Origin of the sequence: Streptococcus suis (assembly GCF_046032115.1) — a bacterium.
GTDB classification, from domain to species: Bacteria; Bacillota; Bacilli; order Lactobacillales; family Streptococcaceae; genus Streptococcus; species Streptococcus suis_AJ.
In genome coordinates, this window is record NZ_JARQOZ010000005.1 from 72,315 (window position 1) to 91,795 (window position 19,481).

Sequence of the window (19,481 nt, forward strand, 5' to 3'; positions counted from 1 at the left end):
TAAAAGAATCTTGCATAAATATTCTAAAATGTGCTATACTAATTGAAATAATATAAAGGGGTAGAGATATGAAAAAAATGAAGAAATTTGCTCTTGCAGGGGTTAGCTTGCTTTCCCTAGCAATCTTAGCAGCTTGTCAAAGTAAAGAAAGCACGAGCTCAATTGATTTATCTTTTGAATCTGAAGTGACCCATGAAGGTCAGGCAATTAGTGGTGGGCAGTTTAAGTATGCCTTGGTTGCTTCTGCACCATCCACGGGTATTTTGTTAGATGAGCTTGCTCAGACGGGAGTGGATGCTCCGTTTGCCTCTATGGTTGATATTTCTATGTTTGGCTATAATGCAGACCGTAAATTGGATGATTCCGGACTTGCCAAGGCTGAATTTGATGTGGATGCCAAGACTGTCACTGTTAGTTTGACAGGCAAGGATTACAAGTGGTCAGATGGGAAGCCATTTACTATCGATGACTATATTTTCACCATTGAGCAGTTAGCTAGTCCTGATTATACTGGTGTCCGTGCTGATACAACCTACACCAATATTGTTGGTTTTGAAGAGCTACAGGCAGGAACAGCTAGTGAAATTTCTGGCGTCAAGAAAGTTGACGACTATACAGTTGTTCTGACTGTCAAAGAGATGTCGCCTTCTATGATGTATGCAGGTGGGGGTGTACCTTATTTAGTCATGCCGAAACACATTTTTAAAGACATTGCAGTCAAAGATTGGGAATCAAGTGACTATGCTCGTACTGCCAAAGTTGTTGGGATGGGACCTTACAAGGTAAAGGAAATTGTCAGCGGTGAATCTGTTACCTATGTGCCTAATGAATATTACTTCAAAGGCAAAGTCAAGCTAGATAGTTACAAGATTGATATCGTTTCTCCAGACACCATCGTTTCTGAGATGAAAGCCGGAAACTATGATTTGGCTGAAATGCCGACAGATCAATATGAATCTTACAAAGATTTGTCAAACATTACCTTGCTAGGTAGCTTAGAAGGTATCTACAACTATATCGGCTTCAATCTTGGTAAGTACGATGAGACCAGCGGTAAAAATGTGACCAATCCTAATGCTAAGATGAATAATGTTAAATTGCGTCAAGCAATGGGATATGCGTTGGACAATGCGGTGATTGGAGAGAAATTATATAACGGCTTGTATCATCCGACAAACTCACTAATTATCTCTTTCTTTGGAGATGTTCACGATTCAGAACTAGCTGGCTATAGTTATAATCCTGAAAAGGCTAAAAAACTTCTCGATGAGGCAGGATATAAAGACGTAGATGGAGACGGTATGCGTGAAGATGCTGATGGAAAACCGCTTACCATCAGTGTTGCAGCACAGAAATCAACCGAAACGCAAGAAACCATGGTACAGCAATACCTTACATGGTGGAAAGAAATTGGTTTGAATGTGGAACTCTATACAGGAAGAACTATTGAGTACAATACTTTCTATGAATCAATTGCTGCCAATGATGAGGGGATTGATGTCTATCTTGCTGCTTGGATTGCCGGCCTAGATCCAGACCCGACATCATTGTGGGGACCTGAAGCGATGTACAACTATACTCGCTTCGTTTCAGATGAAAACACAGCACTTTTAAATAAAATTACCTCTGCTGAGTCATTTGACGAACAAAAAAATATTGAAAACTACAAAGCTTGGCAAGAATATGCCTTCGAACAAGCCTTTGCAATTCCAACCTTTGAACGTGAAAGTATTACTGCCGTTAACAAACGCGTTAAATATTACGACGTTTATATCGGTTCGGACAGTAAATCAGGCCATGAAAATCTTGAGTTGACTGCGGAAAAAGGGATTGCAGCAGAATAAATGTAAGAAAGGGGAGTTTATTTGCTCTCCTTTTTCATTTTCTATGAAAATTTGAAAAAAATGGGGCAAAACTCTTGATTTTCAGCCTTCTTTAAGCTACAATAGTATCACGATTTCATTGATTTAACTCAAACCTGTTGTGAGTTAAGTGAATGAATCATCATTCACCATGCTGTTTGCTGAGCTTGACTCCGGGCAGTGTGGCTATTTTTTTGTCTTTCTTGCCATAGGAGACAGTCGAGTCTTTTTACTCAATGAAAATCAAAAAAAGAAACTAGAAAACAAGCAGCAGACTGTACTGGTATACGGTAAAATGCAGCTGACATGGTTTGGATTTGATTTTCGAGGGTATTCGTGTTTAGTGAAATGTCACCAGAGAGGTCCTTATGAATATTGAAACATTAGAGTATATAGAAGAAACAGCCAAAAACCACATTGTCTTATTTGAACCACAGATTCCACAGAATACAGGCAATATTGCTCGAACTTGTGCTGCAACCAATAGTCCTCTCCATATCATTAAGCCTATGGGATTTCCAATTGATGACCGTAAGATGAAACGTGCAGGACTAGATTATTGGGATAAGTTAGATGTTCGCTTCTATGACAATTTAGCAGAATTTATGGATTATGCCAGCAAACAAGGACGTGTTCACTTAGTATCTAAATTTGCTGATAAAACCTATTCGGATGAAGACTATAATGATGGGAACATTCATTATTTCTTATTTGGTCGTGAAGATAAGGGCTTGCCAGAAGATTTTATGCGTGAACATCCAGAAAAGGCTATCCGTATTCCAATGAATGATGAACATGTGCGTAGTCTTAATGTCTCTAATACAGCGTGTATGATTGTATATGAGGCTCTTCGGCAGCAACAGTTCGCTGGTCTAGATTTGGTTCACACCTATGATGGGGACAAGTTAAAATAGTGAAAACTTACCAAGCTCTTGCAAATGCAAGGCTTTTTTGGTATGATGAAATAGTCTTCAGGGCAGGGTGAGATTCCCGACCGGCAGTGATTTTTTTGATTCTTGCTTTTCTTTTTCTCTCATTCGTCGTTGACCAGGCTTGCCTAACTCCAGTTATGCCTTCGCCTTGTCGCCTAGACTGATAGAAAAATCTTAAGCAACACTCAAAAAAAGTGTTTTTGTTTCATTTTAGGGCTAGGCAAGGAGGTGCAGACTATACTAAGGTATGTCAAGCCGACTTAACGAAGCCATAAAATAGAAAGAAAGACACGTACAGTCTGCGAGCGAAAGCTGATGTGGTGCAATTCCACAACCGACAGTAAAGTCTGGATGGGAGAAGACGAAGTGGAGGCTTTTTGCCTGCTCTTCCACGCTTCTTCAATTTTCAAAAATTGGAGGAACCTTATGACAAACACACGCAAAATGACGATTATCGCCATTCTCTCAGCAGTATCCTTTCTGCTCATGTATTTGAAATTTCCGCTGATTCCAACAGCCAGTTTCCTGGAAGTGGATTTTTCTCTCGTACCGATTTTATTTGGTCTGCTTGTTCTAGATATGAAGTCTAGTTTTGCTATCCTTTTGGTACGAACTTTTCTCAAACTGATTTTAAATAATCAGGGACCATCGACAATTATTGGCTTACCGATGAATATTGCAGCTTTGTCAGTTTTCATTTTAGCAGTAGCCTATTTCTGGAAAAATGAACAAACGTTAAAAAATTATTTAAAAGCAGTCGCTGTTGCGACAATTGGTTCGACAGCAGTGATGCTGGTATTAAATTACGTTTATGCGGTGCCTGTTTATGCAGCCTTTGCAAATTTTGATATTAAAGAAATCTTGGGTCTGACTAACTATCTTTTGATGATGGTACTTCCTTTTAATCTTTTACAAGGGATTGTGCTTTCAGCAATATTTTATATCTGTTACAAAGCAGCCCAACCTATTTTAAAGAAAGTTTAACCTTTATAAGGTAAACTATACTGTATGAAGAATAAACAAATCCATTTACGAAATGCATCTTTTTTTGCTCTAGCCTTTGTGATATTGGGCTATGTAGTAAAATTTTATCCTACTACCCTAGCAGGTTTTGACTCAACTGTCCAGTCTGCCATTCGTGGAAATTTACCAAGTGGAGCCAGTCAATTTTGGACCTCTATTACTGTTTTAGGAAATACAGTTATTATTTTAGCTATTACCTTGATTCTAGCTGCTATCTTTTACTACTATAAAAAATGGAAGATAGAAGCTTATTTCCTACTTGCTAGTTTTGCGGCGATGGGTGTGGCATCCACAGCCCTGAAATATGTCTACCAACGTCCGCGTCCAAGTATTGAATGGTTGATTGATACCATCGGTTACTCATTTCCTAGCTGGCATACTGCATCAACTATGATGATTGCAGGAGCAGTTGTTATTATTGTTCACCAGAGGATGAAGAAAGGCATAGCTAGACTTGTGCTACAAGCCGTGTTGATTCTACTTGCTGTTCTAGTAGCTGTATCCCGTATCTATATTGGGGTTCACTACCCGACAGATATTATCGGCGGTTGGCTACTTGCCGTCACTCTTTTACAAATGATGTATCCATTTTATGACCAAAAACGCTTTGAATGGCGTTTCCAAAGTAAGCAAAAATAGTCAATTTGACACCAACTCCTACTGTAAAAGGTAGGAGTTTTAACTTGTCATCTTTCTATTATAGTCATTTGAATTAACTTTGATACATCGTCACTTTCGTCTTGCCGTACCCTGTAGAAGTGACTTGCTTTGCAAGTTATATCTCCAACCTAGCACAGCCACTAGGCTGTGCTAGCAACCTGCACCTCAGTTCCTTGTCTGAAAGCTAATTCATTCGACTATATCGTTACTTCGCTTTTCCGTCCTTTGTAGAAGTGGCTTATTTCACAAGATTTATTGAGACTGAGCTCAGGCACAGCGCCATTTCTTAGAGTTCGCACTGGACTTATCGGAAAATCGTGCAAAAATCCTCCGAGAAATTCTCAGAGGATGATGATGTATAAATCTAGTTTTTGATTGGGCCATCAGCAACGGCTTCAACAGCATTTTTTATCGTTTGGGCGAAGACTTCGCCTCCATTACTTTCAAGATTGAAATGAACAAGGTCGGTATTGTACCAAATTGGTGGATTATCCTTTGCAACTTGATACCAGTCTGCAATGGAAATGTAATCATATTTTTCAGCCAATTCTTTCTCGTATTGACCAGTTTGATAAGAAATAGATTCGCTCGGAGGGAAGTTTCCATCGTAAGGAGTGACAAAAATAAGGCGACGTCCTTTAGGAAAATCTTTGACTAGCTGGTCTAGTAGTTCCTGATAATTATCCGTAGTATTTGTACCTAGGGCTACAACTACAGTCTCTTTCAAGCTATTATTTTGCTTATAAAGATTTATCAATTTAGCAATTTCAGAGAGATTTCGACTGACAGTTCCATCGATCTGTGCATCTGGTAGCGCGGTCTGTATGGCAGCACTTGCGCGAACAGTAACAGAATCGCCAAAGATGATAACTCCTTTTTGAATTTCAAAACTAGTAGCTTTAGCGTTTTCAGCAGCAGATCGTGTTGTATTTAGTTGGGTCTGAGCTTGATAAAGATTGCTAACCATGCTCTCTTGTTCAAAACTTCCTAATTTTGGTGCAAACAGACAGATACCTAAGCCAACTATGGTCAAGCAAGCAAAGCTACCAAGAAGCCACTTTTTATATGGTTTCAAATCCATGGCTAATCCAAACAAGCTTCCTACTTTTCCAGCAATGTATGGTTCTAGAATATAGAAGGAAATAGTTGATAGGATAGTAGAAAAAACAAAGGATAATCCCGCAGCGATAGTGGCATTTGTCAGTTGTGTAAAGATAATGAGCAAGGGCCAATGGAAGAGGTAGATACCATAAGAAATACTTGAAAAGAAGAGGATAATTGCAGGTTCTTTGACATCTTCGGTTTTCTCGTGAAGTACCCGAGCAGCAAAAATCATAGTTGCTGTAGCTAAACTGGATAGAAGAAAACCAATTAGATAGGTCCAGATGGAACTGAATTGAAGAGTAAAGAGAAGAAGAAGTTCTACTCCTAGTCCTCCAAGAAACAGACCTATAGCTTGTTTGATACTCAATGTATTCACTTGTTGCTGGAAGGCAGTTGTTGTATTTCCGATACCAGCGATGGTTGCGAGAATGCTTCCGAGGAAGAATGGGAAGGTATGTGTGAAGCTCGAGTAGTAAATGGTTGAGAAATTATCCACAAAGAAACTTGAGATAGACATTGCTAAAAAACTTAGCGAGAAGAGGCTTATAGATGTTAGAAAAATTGATCCACGTAGTTGCCCCACACTTTTTGAGATGCGAGTCAGATACCAAACTAAACCAGCCCAGACAAGGTAATACTGAACTTCTATGGCTAGTGTCCAAGTATGCATAAATAGATGAGGTGAAAATTGATTCTCGTAACTACCACCTGATAGAATTTCAAAGAAGTTTGTCATGAATCCGAGCGCAGCGGCTATCTGATTGCCGATATTGGCAATGAAATCATTGCGGACAAGCAGAGCAAGTGGAAGAACCAAAAGAATCGTTAAAACCAGAGGGGGGAGAATTCGATAGAACCTTCTTCTGAAAAAGCTGACAATATCTATTTTTTTATGTTTTGCAAACTCATCAATCAAAAGGGCGGTTGTCAAATATCCAGACAGGGTAAAGAAGAGGTCAACCCCCACAAAGCCACCTGGGAAATATTTGATAAAGAAATGATAGAGTAGGACAAAGACTAATCCAATCACACGTATAACGGATAACCATTTAATTTTCATATTGATAAATCCCCTGTTTAAAAGTTCCTTCGTAGATAGCCTGTCCTTCGGTGGTCAATTTTCCTTTTCCATCGGCATAGCCGTTTTTAAATTGCCCGGTATAAACCCACCCACTTGCAGATGTGTAGGTTCCTTGACCGTGGAAAATTCCATTTGTAAATTGTCCTTCGTAGACATCTCCATTATCAAAGGTCAATTTTCCTTGACCATTCATTTTATTTGCGACCACATAACCGTTGTACTGCAGGGCGCCATTATTGAAAGTCATGGCTTGCTTGCTGGCAATTCGCCCTGTAAATACAGAGAGGGCACAGATGAGGATGATAATAAGGGAGAGGATTTCAAGTTTTGGACGGGTGAAATGACTTGTTATATCATGCCATTTTATACTAGGTAATTTGAACTCTTTCATCGTTTTACTCTTTCATAGGATTTGACCGACGCTAATCAGTTCTTTCTAGGATACAGTAAGAAATTATCAGTTCAGTCAGAAATAGTTTACCATTTTTTTACAAATATTACAAAAATATTACATAGAAAATCTTATTCTTGGTCAAATGACTGTAACCTGTCCAACCAGTCTTGGCAACCTTTCTTTACCATTTCGTAGGTTTCGTCAAAATCTCCAGTATACCAAGGGTCTGGTACGGATTTTTCTGCGAATTGAAAAATCTTCTTTTGGGCATGTGCTGGCGCCATTTTCTGTAAATCTCGGACATTATTGCCGTCCATACCGATGATAACATCAAATTCCTCAAAGTCTGCTTGAGAGATTTGTTGAGAAGTTTTGGTCTTGTCATAGGGAATCTTGTGCTTTTGGAAAATTTTCTGTGTTCCAGGGTAGATAGGATTACTATGTTCCCAGTTTGAAGTAGCACGGCTTTCAATGTGAAATTGATTTGTCAAATCTTTCATGACAAATTCAGCCATAGGGCTACGACAAATATTTCCAAGACAGACAAAAACGATTTTTTTCATAGATTCTCCTTTCGTGGCATAAGAAAAGAGAAGGCAGACTCGACAGGTAAATGTCTGAGTTCCCCTCTCTTGCATATTTTTGTTCGGGCTATAGGTAAAAGACCAAATTAAGTGTAATGTTCATTATCAAACAGTGCACGACCAATCCTACCTATATTGAACTCTTTGTTTATTTCTCTTCTTTGTCGAAAGCTTTTTTGATGCCGTTAATGGCACCTTCAAGCCCATCTTTTGCATCTTCGACTAGCTCTTTTGCTTTGCCAATTCCTTTCTCAACAAGCCCTTCAACTTCGATTTCCTTGTCGCCGGTCAGCTTACCAATTACCTCTTTTGCAGAGCCAGATAGCTGTTCTAGTTTTGCGTCAAATTTTTCTTCTGACATAAAATCCCTCCTTGATATACACATATGGGGGCGATGAGGCTGGGCAACAAGCCCAGGACCACTTCTCAGAGCTCGTGTCAACATCTCAGCGCAGTGGTTGATTGGGTTTAACAGTCCAGTGGACTGTTAAAGGTTGGAGATAGGATTTGCGAAGCAAATCTCAGCAATTCGTGTTTTGCACTCCAAATCTGGCCACTACGACTGATGCGAACTTTGTTCGCTATATCTCCAACCTCCAACAGTCACTACTCTGACTGTTGGAGCTGTGCGGGGGTGGGAGTGAAACAGTCTTGGAATAGACTGTTTCAGCTCAACAACTAGAAATAAAGACTTGTTGACGAACTCTTTTTGAACTAGTCGAGTTCTTTCCCACTCCCACATACTATTCTTACTTACTAGTCTAACGTATATAAGTTAATATAGCAAGGGATTTGTCTGCCAATAAGTCAGAGGATGAGGGATAATTCTTGCATTTTTTTCTTCTTTTATTTATAATAATTATAAATAAAAGAAAGGATGATATATGATGAAACAAAAATATTATCAATCTCCAGCAGAAATTGCTTCCTTCAGCCCGCGTCAATCAGTAGCATTGGCTGATACTAAGGCAGTTTTGAATCAAGCGGTGGCTGATTTATCAGTAGCCCACTCTATCTTCCATCAAGTTCATTGGTATATGCGTGGTCGTGGCTTTATGATTTGGCATCCAAAGATGGATGAATATATGGAAGAAATTGATGGTTATTTGGATGAGATGAGTGAGCGTTTAATCACCTTAGGTGGGGCACCGTTTTCTACCCTTAAAGAGTTTAGTGAAAATAGTCAGCTCAAAGAAGTTCCTGGTGATTACAATGTAACGATTGAAGAGCATTTGGCGCGTGTGGTAGAGGTGTTTCGCTATTTAGCAACTCTTTTCCAGAAGGGATTTGATGTCAGCGACGAAGAAGGTGACAGCGTAACCAACGACATTTTCAATGTGGCTAAGGCAAGTATTGAAAAACATATTTGGATGCTGCAGGCCGAACTAGGACAAGCTCCGAAATTGTAAATAGTTGAAGGGTCCAGTAGGACTCTTTTTTGATGCAGATACGATATGACATTTGTCACATGAGTCAATGACAAAGGCTTCTAGTGCGGGCTTCATTTTCGAGATATACTATGTATGTAAGATGTTCAAGAAGTAGGAGGTAGAAAAATGATAGAAGTACAAGCACTAGAAAAAGTCATCAAAGGACGGACGATTTTGTCCAATATTTCCTTTGAAATTAAGTCAGGAGAATGTGTGGCTTTAATCGGTCCAAACGGGGCTGGAAAAACGACGCTTATGTCTTGTTTGTTGGGAGATAGGAAAGCGACGAAAGGCCAGGTCTTGCTGGACGGTCTGGCTCCACAGGCTCAGTCTAATAAGGAAAAGGTGGCAGTCTTACCACAAGAAAATGCCATTCCGACAGACCTGAAGGTCAAGGAATTGCTCCGCTTTTTCCAAGCCATCTACAAGGATAGTCTGACAGATGTGGAAATCGACAGTCTGCTCTGCTTTTCCCCAGAGCAAAAAAATCAACTGGCAGGTAAGCTATCGGGTGGTCAGAAACGGCTCTTGGCTTTCGTCATCTGCCTGATTGGCAAGCCCAAGCTGCTCTTCTTGGACGAGCCGACGGCGGGCATGGATACTTCGACCCGCCAGCGTTTTTGGGAGATTGTCCATGAGCTCAAGGATCATGGTGTGACCATTTTTTATACCAGCCACTATATCGAGGAAGTGGAGCATACGGCGGAGCGGATTTTGGTTTTGCACCAGGGGCGGTTACTAAGGGATACCACGCCATTTGCTATGCGGAGTGAGGAGCAAGAAAAAGAAGTGACATTGCCGATTGCTTTTGCGGCGGTGGTGGAGAGCTTGGCTGAAATCAATGAGATTAGCTATAAACAAGACACGGTTAGCTTTAAGACCCGAGCTATTGAGCAGGTTTGGGCTAGCTTGCAGGAGGCAGGTTGTCGGATTTCAGACCTAGAGGTTCAGAACAAAACCCTGCTTAATAGCCTATTTGACAAGACAAGGGAGGAAGAATTATGAAAGCATTGCTGCAAGTAGAAAGCATTAAATTATCCAGAAGTTTGGGAGTTTTTCTCCTATCTATCGGCATGCCTGTCGTCTTTTTCCTGATTTTCTCATCGACGGTCCAGTTTGACGATGTGGCCATGCAAAAGGCCTTTATCCAGTCCTATATGCTGACCATGACAGGTTTTTCCATGTCGGGCTTTGCCCTTTTCACCTTTCCAACGATGCTGGCAGAGGACAGAAAAAATAGCTGGTTGACCTTTATCCAGCATTCGCCCTTGCCAATCTGGCAATACTATCTTTCCAAACTCGTGCGGGTTTTGCTCTGCTTTGTGTCTTCTATTGCCATTGTCTTTGCGGTGGGTGGCTTAGTTAAGGGTGTAGAGATGACAGCTCAAGAATGGGTAATTTCGGCTCTCTTACTTTTAGTAACCTCTATCGTATTTCTAGCTATTGGCTTGCTCTTGGTGCAAATTCAGTCGGAACAAACCATGTCGGTGGTGGCCAATCTACTCTATTTTGTCCTTGCTATCATGGGTGGCTCTTGGATGCCTGTCTCTCTCTTTCCAGACTGGGTGCAGCGGATTTGCAAACTTATGCCTAGCTACCATGTCAACCAGCTGGTGACCACCTATGCCCAAGAGGGAGATTTTCTCTGGAAATCCTTGCTAATTGTCCTAGGCTATGCGATAATTTTCTTAGGAATTGCTCTGATACTGAATAGAAAATCGGAGCAACAGTGAGGTGACAGATGATATTTGAAAAAAGAAAGGTACCACTCATGTTCTTCGTGGGCATGGTCTTTCTCTATTTTCCCTTTTACTATGCCCAGTATAGTCCCAATCCGACGGCAGTTGTCCTAGCGACTATTCTCTTTGCCTTGGTCTATTGTTCTCTGTTTTACACTGACCATAAGCTCTATTCCATGCTGGCTTGGTTTTACCTGATTGGCTATATCGCCGTCATGAGCTTTTGGGGCAATCTGCAATTTTCACTCTTTATCTACAACCTGTCCAATATGCTGGGCTGGTATTATAAAGAGAATCGACCGACCTATCGGACGGTGTCTTACGGGATTTTGTTGCTGGCTATTATCCTGTGGTCTCTCTTTGGCCCTATTCCCTTTGAAATGCGGGCCTTTGCACTTGTTATTCACTTTTTCGGCTTGGCCTTGCTGATTTTCAGCTGGATTGAGACCAAGCGGGCAGCCCTTCAGCAACGCCTACAGGAGCAGAATGCTTCCATCAATCTCCTGCTGGCTGAGAATGAACGCAACCGTATCGGTCAGGACTTGCACGATACGCTGGGTCATGTCTTTGCCATGCTGTCTGTCAAGGCTGAGCTGGTCCAGACACTTTTAGAACACGACCAGATTGACCAGGCCAAGAAGGAGGTGGCAGCCCTTCAGACCTTGGCTAAGGACTCCATGCAGGAAGTCCGCCAGATTGTCCAGTCCCTCAAGCAGCACACCGTGGCAGAGGAGCTTCAGATTTTGCAGCAGATGTTGGACTTGGCAGGAGTGGACTTAGTTGTCTTGGGCGGGGAAATAGCGGAGCAGCTCAGCTTGCCTGTCCAGAACAAGCTGGCTATGGTGCTGAGAGAGTTGGCCAATAACCTGCTCAAACATAGCCAGGCTAGCAAGTGCCGTTTGGTTTTTGAAAAAGACCAGCAAGAATTGGTTTTACACTACGAAGACAATGGTGTGGGCTTTGCCCAGTTGACTGGTCAGGAATTGCATACCATAAAAGACAGGTTGGTAACGGTGAAAGGAAGTTTGGAGTTCCTTTCTCTGGCCAAGCCCACCCGCCTGTCCATCCGAATTCCGTTTGAGGAGGTGGTAGAATGAGAATCTTAGTCGCAGAAGATCAAGCAATGCTGCGGGACGCCCTCTGTCAACTCTTGGGTTTTCAAGATGCGGTTGAGGCTGTTTTACAGGCAGAAAATGGCAGTCAGGCCATTGTTCTTTTGGAAAAAGAGCAAGTAGATGTGCTACTATTAGATATTGAAATGCCTGAGAAGACGGGGCTGGATGTCTTGGAATGGGTGCGGGGGCAAGCCTTGCCTGTCAAGGTTGTCATCATGACCACCTTCAAGCGACCGGGCTATTTCGAGCGGGCAGTCAAGGCAGATGTGGATGCCTATGTGCTCAAGGAACGGTCCATTTCGGACCTTATGCGAACCATTGAAACGGTCTTGGCGGGGCGGAAGGAATATTCACCAGAGTTGATGGACATTCTCCTGACACAACGCAGTCCCTTGACAGCCCAAGAAAGTCAGCTACTTAAGCTGGTGGCAGAAGGTCTGTCCAATAAGGAAATCGCCAGCCATCTCTACCTGTCTGACGGGACAGTCCGCAACTACATGACCTCTATCCTGTCCAAACTAGGTGCCGAAAACCGCACCGCCGCTGTTAAGATTGCACAGGAAAAGGGTTGGATAGCATAACGAATGAGATTGGGGAGAACCCAATCTTTTTTGATGAATGCAAGGAAACAGCACTTGAGTTTTTATATTGAAAAACTTTGGATATTTTGCTAAAATTTTCTATATGAAACGACTATACGATGTGCAACAGTTGCTAAAACGCTTTGGTATTATCATCTATATGGGCAATCGTCTCTATGACATCGAGATGATGCAGATAGAGCTCAATCGCGTTTATCAGGCTGGTCTTCTGGATAGGATGGACTACATGGAGGCCGAATTGGTCTTGCGACGGGAACATCGTTTGGAATTAGAGTATCAGAAATCAAGGGAGAATGAGTGATGGAAACATTTTGGGTATTTTTAGTATTTTTGGCAGTATTGGGAGCCTGGATGGGCTTTAATTACTGGAGATTGCGCCGTGCGGCGACGGTGATTGATAATGCAGAATTTGCAGAAAAGATACACGGAGGTCAGTTGATTGACCTGCGAGATCCGAGTGAGTTTAATCGTAAGCATATCTTAGGCGCGAGAAATATTCCTTACCAGCAATTGCGCCAGTCTACAGCTGCTTTGCGTAAGGACAGACCTGTCTTAATCTATGAGAATGATCGTGGTCAGTTGGTAACGCCTGCAGCCCTTCATCTGAAGAAACAGGGCTTTAATGAAATCTATATTTTAAGCTATGGTCTAAACGGATGGAATGGTAAGGTAAAAACGACTAAGTAGCATTGTCAGTAGGCTAGAGTATTTTCTTATGCAATAAGACGGATAAGGGCAAAAAATATGGAAAAGAAATTTGAAAAGTTGTCATTGGCAGAAATTGGCATTATTTCTTTTATGGGACTTATTTTATTGATTAGCTTAGGCGCTAGTTGGTATAAAAATGCTCAAAGCGAAACAAGCGATACAAAGACAGTACAGCAAGTGCCCAATCAGAAAAAAACGGTTGATACATTATTTCAGGATGCTGAGAATGCTGTCATTGTATTAGAAGGAACACATACTGAAGAGAAACTTGCAGAGGCACAATCTGCAGTAAACAAGGTTACGGATGCGACTAAAAAAGCAGCATTACAGAAACGGATTGACCAAGTAAAAGAGCTAGTGGGACAGCAGACAGATGCTCAAACACAGGCTAAGCTAAAAGCGGAGTTGGTCAGGGCGGAAGCAGCCCAAAAAGTAGCTGATGAGAAAAAAGTATCTGAAACAGGGACTAGTCAGTCAACGGACCTTGCTGAAGCTAGTGAGACCTCACAAGAATCCTATGTAGTGCCTAATCAAAATATATATGGAAATCAAAGTGTGAGTTCAACAAGCCAGTATACAAGCAGTGTGGTGTCAACTAGTACAAGTACTTCAGTGCCTCCGACTAGTGAAGGAGCACCTGTGGTAGAAACTCCAACAGTTTCTGAAACCCCGGCGGAAACGACGGATTCAACAACCAGCCTGGTTGAGTCAGTGGAAACAGTTCCAACAGCTGACGAGAGTTCACCAGATAATCCGTAGGCTTTTTAGCTACGGGGTGTATTAGCATACTGGAAAAAATAGCTATTTGTATTTCAACACCAATTTTTTCTTGTAACAATCTAGTTTTAATACATACGATAAAAGTGAGGAATTTCGCGTAAAACAGAATTTCCTTGCTTTTTATTTTTACCATTTTGTTGAATAGTGCGAGAATGATTTCCTACTATAGCGGTTGAGAGTGTATTTGGTAGAATGTTGAAAAAGTTGGTGCAAAAAGGAAAGCAGGAAGTGCACTTGGTTTCAGCAATGAGCTTCATTTTTTGCTATAATATACCTTATGAGAATTGTATCGGGAAGCTATGGTGGAAGACCACTGAAAACGTTAGATGGAAAAACAACCAGACCGACATCGGATAAGGTCCGTGGAGCCATGTTCAATATGATTGGTCCCTATTTTGAGGGTGGTAGAGTTCTTGACTTGTACGCCGGCAGTGGTGGTTTATCTATCGAGGCTATATCTCGTGGCATGGAGTCAGCAGTTCTGGTTGAGCGAGATCGACGAGCACAAGCCATTATCCGTGAAAATATTGCAATGACTAAGGAAGCAGATAAATTTCAGCTTCTAGCAATGGAAGCTAGACAGGCTTTGAACAGTGTGGAAGGGCCTTTCGACCTGGTATTCTTGGACCCTCCTTATGCAGAGCAGGAAATTGAAGATGTGATAACAGAACTTTGTCACCGTGACTTACTAGCAGATGATGTTATGGTAGTCTGCGAAACGGATAAGGCGGTCTCTCTTCCGGAGGAAATAGCAGAGCTGGGGATATGGAAAGAAAAACTCTACGGAATTAGTAAGGTAACAGTATATGTCAGATAAGATTGGATTATTTACGGGCTCATTTGACCCCATTACCAATGGACACTTGGACTTAATTGAACGAGCGAGTGGACTATTTGATAAATTATATGTGGGAGTTTTTACCAATCCTAAAAAGGCAGGACTCTTGACGGGCTTGGAGAGAAAAGCCATTTTGGAGAAGCTTTTTGTAGGAATGGAGAATATCGAGGTCGTTCTGTCTGAAAATGAATTGGTAGTCGATGTAGCTAAGCGCTATGGAGTAACACATTTGGTCCGAGGATTGCGTAATGCGACCGATTTGGAATATGAGTCAAGTTTTGATTTTTACAATCGTCAGTTGGCGCCAGATTTGGAAACTATTTATTTAATCGCCAAGCCAGAGCTTAAGTTCGTATCATCCAGCCAGGTTCGAGAATTGCTGTATTTCAAACAGGATATAGGCCCTTATGTTCCAGAAATTGTTAGTGAGGAGATTAGAAAGAATGAAGAAAAATAGGAAGTTAACCTTAATTGCATCTATTGTTTTAGGAACTCTTTTGATTTGGTTTGCCGTTTTTGTTCGTCTGCCTTATTATTTGGAAAGTCCAGGTGGAGCTGCCGATATTCGTCAGGTACTAACGGTGAACAATCAAATAGACCAAGAGGATGGCTCTTACAACTTTACCTATGTATCAGTCCAACAAGCTACAGCTTTACAACTATTCGCTGCTCAGTTTGATCCCTATACGACAGTTCGTTCCTCTGAAGAGATGACAGGAGGGGCCGACAATGAAGAGTATTTCCGTATAGCACAGTTTTACATGGAGACATCGCAAAATATGGCGAAGTACCAAGGTTTGACCTTGGCAGGAAAAGAAGTCAATCTTGATTTCTTTGGTGTCTATGTACTTGCCTTGGCGGATGATTCGACCTTTAAAAAAGTTCTTAATATTGCCGACACTGTTGTGAGTATCAATGGAAAAACATTTGAGTCTTCTCCTGATTTGATTAAATATGTGAGTGGCTTGGAACTTGGAAGTGATGTAACAGTTGGTTATATTAGCGCTGGTCAGGAAAAATCTGCGGACGGTAAAATTATCAAATTGTCTAATGGCAAAAACGGGATAGGCATCACTCTCGTAGATCATACAGAGGTTCAAAGTTCGATTCCTATTGATTTCCAAACGGGAGATATTGGTGGTCCAAGTGCTGGTCTGATGTTTACACTTGCCATCTATACTCAACTCGCAGAGCCTGACTTACGTGATGGTCGAATTATTGCTGGTACGGGGACTATCGAACAGGATGGAAAAGTAGGTGACATTGGTGGGGCTGATAAGAAGGTTATTTCAGCAGCTAAGTCAGGTGCAAGTATCTTTTTCGTACCAAATAATCCGGTTGATGTGGAAGTTTTGAAGGAAGATCCAAAGGCTAAAACCAACTATGAGGAAGCTAAAGAAGCTGCGGAGAAAGCAGGATTGGATATTGAGGTAGTTCCTGTGAAAACTGTTCAAGAGGCTATTGATTATTTGAAGAAAACGAAGGGCGAGTAAATCGTCCTTTTTTGCTAGAGAATAATATTATAATTGTCAGAAATTTCTCCTAAATAGTAAAGTAGGAGAATTTCCAGATAAATCGTGTTATAATAATAAGGTTAAGTGTGAGAATTTAGATTCTGACCAGATAGATTATTAATCAAATGATTTTTACGTATGAAGATTTTATAAGATAGGAGGACAAATGAAAAAAGAAATTTCACCTGAAATGTATAACTATAATAAATACCCTGGCCCGAGTTTTGCTCGTGTCGGAGATAAGGTTGTATCTGAAAATATTGAATTGGACCTTTTGGAAGATTACAAGAATGCTTTTGACCAGACGATTTTTGGTCAACGTTTTTCACAACTCATGCTCAAATTTGATTATATTGTGGGAGATTGGGGCAATGAGCAGCTGAGATTAAGGGGATTCTATACAGACGATAAAAATGTTAAATCAGACTTAAAAATCAGCCGCTTGGACGACTATTTGACGGAGTATTGTAATTTTGGTTGTGCTTATTTCGTCTTAGCCAATCCGAATCCACAAGACTTGCCTGCTGAGGAGGAGGATAGACCGCGTCGGAAGCGGAGTCGTTCTCGCAATCGGAACAGAAATCAGCAGCGGACGGAGCCTATTGCGCCAAAAGAAAACAAAAGTAATCGCAATGACCGTCAGAAAAAAGGGAAGCAGCAAAACAAACAGTCGGAACAGCGTCATTTTACTATGAAGAATGCTGGTGTTAAGGCGAGTCAAGCGGAGCGTTCTCAAAAACGTGAGCGTAAGCAGAGCAAGCGTGAGATGAATGAAGTGAAGCGTAACTTTGTTATCCGCCAGAAATAGGGAGAAATATGAAACCATCAATTTATGCATTTAGTCAAGCCAATCTGGTTGATTGGATTTTAGAAAACGGAGAGAAGAAGTTCCGTGCCACTCAAATTTGGGAATGGCTTTACCGTTCTCGTGTCCAATCTTTTGCGGAAATGACCAACTTGCCAAAATCTTTGATTGAAAAGTTGGAAGAACATTTTGTAGTTAATCCGCTCAAACAACGGATTGTACAGGAGTCTAAGGACGGTACTATCAAATACCTTTTTGAACTGCCAGATGGCATGTTGATTGAGACAGTTCTCATGCACCAGCACTATGGCCTTTCAGTCTGTGTAACAACACAAGTTGGCTGTAATATCGGCTGTACATTCTGTGCATCTGGATTGATTCCCAAGCAACGTGACTTGACTAGCGGTGAGATTGTGGCTCAGATTATGTTGGTACAAAAGTACTTGGATGAGCGCAATCAGAATGAGCGTGTTAGCCATATCGTTGTGATGGGGATTGGTGAGCCGCTTGATAACTACGATAATGTTATGACCTTCTTGCGAGTGGTTAATGACGACAAGGGCTTGGCAATTGGTGCCCGTCACATCACTGTTTCTACGTCAGGTTTAGCACCGAAAATTCGTGAGTTTGCGCGTGAAGGTGTCCAAGTTAACTTGGCTGTCTCACTCCATGCGCCAAATAATGACCTTCGTTCGAGCATTATGCGCATTAACCGCAAATTCCCTATAGAAGTTCTTTTTGAAGCAATCGAAGATTATATCAAAGTGACCAACCGCCGTGTGACCTTTGAGTATATTATGCTCAATGAGGTCAACGATGGAGTGGAACAGGCACAGGAATTAGCTGACTTAACCAAGAACATCCGTAAATTGTCTTATATCAACTTGATTCCTTATAACCCAGTTAGTGAACATGACCAGTACAGTCGTTCAACCAAGGAACGGACCTTGGCATTCTTTGATGTTTTGAAGAAAAATGGGGTCAACTGTGTCGTTCGTCAGGAACATGGTACGGATATTGATGCAGCCTGTGGTCAATTGCGTTCCAATACGCTCAAGAAAGACCGTGAAAAAGCCCGCGCTCGTATTGCAGCCGCAAAAGCAAAGGCAGGTATTCGAGCATGAGAAAATTCTTCCAAGCAGATGGAAACTTGACCAAGCTAGGAAGACAGATTTGTAAGACCTTAGCTGGAGCCTATGCTCTGGCTATTGTTTTACTTTGTTTTCTACCTCAGACTTGGTACCCACAGTATAAGGATTTCTCGACCCCGGGAATTATTCAAATTGGGCGGCTCTATCTTTTACCAACTCCTTTCAACAGCATCGTCAACGGGGACAAGGTAGATAGTTTGGCGGACCTAGGATGGATTTTCTTGCAAAACATCACTAATATTTTTCTACTTTTCCCTCTGATTTTTCTTCTTTTGTTTCTTAGGGAAGAATGGCGGAGCCTTCGAGTGGTGATTCGTTATAGTTTTTGTATGAGCTTGTTTATCGAATGTAGCCAGCTCTTGTTAGACCTGCTCATTGATGCGGGGCGAGTGTTTGAAGTGGATGACCTCTGGACCAATACGCTAGGAGGTGTCTTAGCCTATCTATTATTTACCTATCTTCAAAAAGGAATTGGCATCCTAATGTCGAGAACAAAAGACGACAGATAGAAAGGTTAGATACCATTGAATGAATTTTCAAATTTTTTAGAAAATTTCAAAAAAACACTTGACCTATTTTGAATTGTGGCGTATAATTCTATGTAATCAGAAGAAGTAATAAACAGTCTAGCTGAAGAGAGTCTATGGTTGGTGCAAATAGATGCTAGTCGTTTACGAAATGGGCTGATGCCAAATGTAGTAATGGGTGGTATAAAACAGTTTTATCTATGTTTGGGTATGTGAATTCGAAACAATGAGAATTCGGTCCGCACCCCTTATCGTGCGCCTCCTTGTTAGAGGAGATAGAGTTATGGACTTTCTAGTCGAGTCCATAAGTGAGGTGGCACCGTGTCCATTGACGCCCTCGCAGGTTATTTTTCCTGCGGGGGCTTTTTCCTTTAGTCATTCAGTTTATCTTTTATAGTTGTTTAGTTTTTATTTGATGTGTGATAAAATAGACTTATGACTTACGGAATTGATTTTAGAAAACGCGTTATTGCCTATGTCCAATCAGGACACACAAAAAAGGAAACCTGTGACCTATTTGGTATTGGAACCGATACCTTGTACCGTTGGGAGACACAGCTGAAAAATGAAGGACATCTGAATCGTAAACCACGAGCTCGTAGTCCTCGCAAACTTCCGCTTGACCGCTTGGA

The 19,481-nt window shown here is 41.4% G+C and carries 23 protein-coding genes; 19 read left to right on the plus strand and 4 right to left on the minus strand.

Translation table 11 applies throughout. The features are described from left to right. Positions 1-68 precede the first annotated feature (68 nt). From P7J36_RS03075 to P7J36_RS03090, 4 genes are all read left to right on the plus strand, one after another. Positions 69-1,844, plus strand: a complete 1,776-nt coding sequence (locus P7J36_RS03075) for an oligopeptide ABC transporter substrate-binding protein (protein WP_408551109.1) — start codon at positions 69-71, stop codon at positions 1,842-1,844. Positions 1,845-2,230: 386 nt separating this feature from the next. Beyond that, a complete protein-coding gene (locus P7J36_RS03080; RefSeq protein ID WP_002939238.1) occupies positions 2,231-2,776 on the plus strand; it encodes a tRNA (cytidine(34)-2'-O)-methyltransferase in 546 nt (181 codons plus the stop codon). A gap of 444 nt (positions 2,777-3,220) precedes the next feature. Next, the gene (locus tag P7J36_RS03085; RefSeq protein WP_398582855.1) at positions 3,221-3,778 is read left to right on the plus strand and encodes an ECF transporter S component; all 558 of its coding nucleotides are present in this window, start codon (positions 3,221-3,223) and stop codon (positions 3,776-3,778) included. A 24-nt stretch (positions 3,779-3,802) separates the two neighbouring features. After that, on the plus strand, positions 3,803-4,456 hold the full coding sequence (locus tag P7J36_RS03090) for a phosphatase PAP2 family protein (protein ID WP_044674249.1): 654 nt from the start codon (positions 3,803-3,805) through the stop codon (positions 4,454-4,456). Between the two features lie 385 nt (positions 4,457-4,841). Here the strand turns inward: P7J36_RS03090 and P7J36_RS03095 are convergent, their stop codons facing one another. The 4 genes from P7J36_RS03095 to P7J36_RS03110 form a co-directional block, all read right to left on the minus strand. Further along, on the minus strand, positions 4,842-6,641 hold the full coding sequence (locus P7J36_RS03095) for an acyltransferase family protein (protein ID WP_408562428.1): 1,800 nt from the start codon (positions 6,639-6,641) through the stop codon (positions 4,842-4,844). Further along, the gene (locus tag P7J36_RS03100; RefSeq protein WP_044688534.1) at positions 6,631-7,053 is read right to left on the minus strand and encodes an MORN repeat-containing protein; all 423 of its coding nucleotides are present in this window, start codon (positions 7,051-7,053) and stop codon (positions 6,631-6,633) included. Before P7J36_RS03100 ends, P7J36_RS03095 begins: the two co-directional genes overlap by 11 nt. 131 nt (positions 7,054-7,184) lie before the next feature. Beyond that, positions 7,185-7,619, minus strand: coding sequence for a low molecular weight protein-tyrosine-phosphatase (locus tag P7J36_RS03105; protein WP_408562429.1), 435 nt, complete (start codon positions 7,617-7,619; stop codon positions 7,185-7,187). Between the two features lie 169 nt (positions 7,620-7,788). After that, a complete protein-coding gene (locus P7J36_RS03110) occupies positions 7,789-8,001 on the minus strand; it encodes a CsbD family protein (protein WP_013730504.1) in 213 nt (70 codons plus the stop codon). A 523-nt stretch (positions 8,002-8,524) separates the two neighbouring features. On the opposite strand from P7J36_RS03110, the gene P7J36_RS03115 reads away from it, so the two are divergent. The 15 genes from P7J36_RS03115 to P7J36_RS03185 form a co-directional block, all read left to right on the plus strand. After that, the gene (locus tag P7J36_RS03115; protein WP_029177617.1) at positions 8,525-9,049 is read left to right on the plus strand and encodes a Dps family protein; all 525 of its coding nucleotides are present in this window, start codon (positions 8,525-8,527) and stop codon (positions 9,047-9,049) included. A 147-nt stretch (positions 9,050-9,196) separates the two neighbouring features. Continuing rightward, positions 9,197-10,075 (plus strand): ABC transporter ATP-binding protein, encoded by an 879-nt coding sequence (locus tag P7J36_RS03120; RefSeq protein WP_104929541.1) that lies wholly within the window; start codon positions 9,197-9,199, stop codon positions 10,073-10,075. Then, a complete protein-coding gene (locus tag P7J36_RS03125) occupies positions 10,072-10,803 on the plus strand; it encodes an ABC transporter permease (RefSeq protein WP_099778719.1) in 732 nt (243 codons plus the stop codon). Before P7J36_RS03120 ends, P7J36_RS03125 begins: the two co-directional genes overlap by 4 nt. Before the next feature lie 8 nt (positions 10,804-10,811). Then, entirely contained in the window at positions 10,812-11,906 is a 1,095-nt protein-coding gene (locus P7J36_RS03130; RefSeq protein WP_408562430.1) for a sensor histidine kinase, read from the plus strand. Next, positions 11,903-12,505, plus strand: a complete 603-nt coding sequence (locus P7J36_RS03135) for a response regulator (RefSeq protein WP_408562431.1) — start codon at positions 11,903-11,905, stop codon at positions 12,503-12,505. The genes P7J36_RS03130 and P7J36_RS03135 overlap by 4 nt, the downstream gene beginning before the upstream one ends. Positions 12,506-12,608: 103 nt before the next feature. Then, positions 12,609-12,827, plus strand: coding sequence for a YqgQ family protein (locus tag P7J36_RS03140; protein WP_024375849.1), 219 nt, complete (start codon positions 12,609-12,611; stop codon positions 12,825-12,827). Continuing rightward, positions 12,827-13,213: a rhodanese-like domain-containing protein gene (locus P7J36_RS03145; RefSeq protein ID WP_004194735.1), complete on the plus strand. Its 387-nt coding sequence runs from the start codon at positions 12,827-12,829 to the stop codon at positions 13,211-13,213. The genes P7J36_RS03140 and P7J36_RS03145 overlap by 1 nt, the downstream gene beginning before the upstream one ends. Before the next feature lie 57 nt (positions 13,214-13,270). Next, a complete protein-coding gene (locus tag P7J36_RS03150) occupies positions 13,271-13,993 on the plus strand; it encodes a serine protease (RefSeq protein ID WP_408562432.1) in 723 nt (240 codons plus the stop codon). A gap of 298 nt (positions 13,994-14,291) precedes the next feature. Then, positions 14,292-14,831: a 16S rRNA (guanine(966)-N(2))-methyltransferase RsmD gene (rsmD, locus tag P7J36_RS03155; protein WP_099778722.1), complete on the plus strand. Its 540-nt coding sequence runs from the start codon at positions 14,292-14,294 to the stop codon at positions 14,829-14,831. Continuing rightward, positions 14,821-15,309, plus strand: coding sequence for a pantetheine-phosphate adenylyltransferase (coaD, locus tag P7J36_RS03160; RefSeq protein ID WP_002939048.1), 489 nt, complete (start codon positions 14,821-14,823; stop codon positions 15,307-15,309). Before rsmD ends, coaD begins: the two co-directional genes overlap by 11 nt. After that, positions 15,296-16,345 (plus strand): SepM family pheromone-processing serine protease, encoded by a 1,050-nt coding sequence (locus tag P7J36_RS03165; RefSeq protein WP_014638484.1) that lies wholly within the window; start codon positions 15,296-15,298, stop codon positions 16,343-16,345. The genes coaD and P7J36_RS03165 overlap by 14 nt, the downstream gene beginning before the upstream one ends. Positions 16,346-16,532: 187 nt before the next feature. After that, positions 16,533-17,174, plus strand: coding sequence for a YutD family protein (locus tag P7J36_RS03170; protein WP_043026531.1), 642 nt, complete (start codon positions 16,533-16,535; stop codon positions 17,172-17,174). Between the two features lie 8 nt (positions 17,175-17,182). Next, the gene (gene rlmN / locus P7J36_RS03175; RefSeq protein WP_012028433.1) at positions 17,183-18,295 is read left to right on the plus strand and encodes a dual-specificity RNA methyltransferase RlmN; all 1,113 of its coding nucleotides are present in this window, start codon (positions 17,183-17,185) and stop codon (positions 18,293-18,295) included. Beyond that, positions 18,292-18,831, plus strand: a complete 540-nt coding sequence (locus tag P7J36_RS03180) for a VanZ family protein (RefSeq protein WP_408551117.1) — start codon at positions 18,292-18,294, stop codon at positions 18,829-18,831. Before rlmN ends, P7J36_RS03180 begins: the two co-directional genes overlap by 4 nt. Positions 18,832-19,284: 453 nt before the next feature. Then, a partial coding sequence (locus P7J36_RS03185; RefSeq protein ID WP_408551118.1) for a helix-turn-helix domain-containing protein occupies positions 19,285-19,481 on the plus strand: 197 nt, incomplete at its 3' end.